Source organism: Paenibacillus sp. UASWS1643, from assembly GCF_008693195.1.
Classification (GTDB): Bacteria; Bacillota; Bacilli; order Paenibacillales; family Paenibacillaceae; genus Paenibacillus; species Paenibacillus amylolyticus_B.
Genome location: NZ_VXKZ01000060.1, coordinates 1 through 993 on the forward strand (window position 1 = coordinate 1; position 993 = coordinate 993).

The following is a 993-nucleotide window of genomic DNA, read 5'->3' on the forward strand; positions in this document are numbered from 1 at the left end:
TGGTCATTATATTGATGTGTACGATATGACAAGAGCAGTAGAAGATGAAGCAACGGTCAAGATATTCTATGAAAACCGCATCATTAAACTAGATACAGATGAAGAAGAATGGAAAAAGCTTGATGATGAGTTTGAAGAAATTACAGAAGGCCAAGAAGATAACGATCGGGAAAAGTATAAGACTAAATGGTCCCGTATGGAAGCCATTGTAGGAGCACCCAATCGTGTGAAGCGATTAGCCACAGATATTGTAGAACATTACGAGGAAAAGTCAAAAACGATTGCTGGTAAAGCGATGGTTGTGTGTGTGAGTCGTAAAATATGTGTGGATTTATATGATGAAATTATTAAAATCCGTCCAGAGTGGCACAGTGATGATCTTGAAAAAGGTGTAATTAAAGTCGTTATGACAGGCAGTGCTGGTGATGAAGAACGTTTGCAAAAACATATCGGTGGGAAACATCGTCGTGATACCCTGGCAAGAAGAATGAAGGACACAAGTGATGAACTGCAAATCGTTCTAGTACGTGATATGTGGTTAACAGGATTCGACGTACCTTCCATGCATACAATGTACATTGATAAGCCGATGAAAGGTCATAATTTAATGCAGGCCATCGCACGTGTCAATCGTGTGTTTAAAGACAAGCCGGGCGGTGTAGTTGTTGACTATATCGGGATTCTGGAAAACTTAAAAAAAGCATTAAAGCAGTATACTGATAGTGACCGAGCCAATACAGCGATTGACACAGATGAAGCCATTGCTGTTATGCAAGAAAAGCTAGAAGTACTGCGAAGTATGTTCCATACATACGATTACTCTGCTTACATGGGATCATCGCAAGCAGGAAGAATCCGGGCGATTACTGGCGGAATGAACTTTGTTTTAGGATTAGACGAGAAAGAGCAAAAGGAATTCAAACAATTTTCCATAGAAGCAGCAAAAGCTCATTCACTGTGCGCAGCTACGGAAGAAGGAAAGAAAACTGCACT

Annotated in this window: 1 protein-coding gene; it reads left to right on the plus strand. The window is 40.4% G+C overall.

All coding sequences use genetic code 11. From position 1 onward, the window contains the following. Window positions 1-993, plus strand: a 993-nt coding sequence (locus FE296_RS00270; protein WP_150363972.1) for a type I restriction enzyme subunit R domain-containing protein, incomplete at both ends; no start/stop codon positions are given.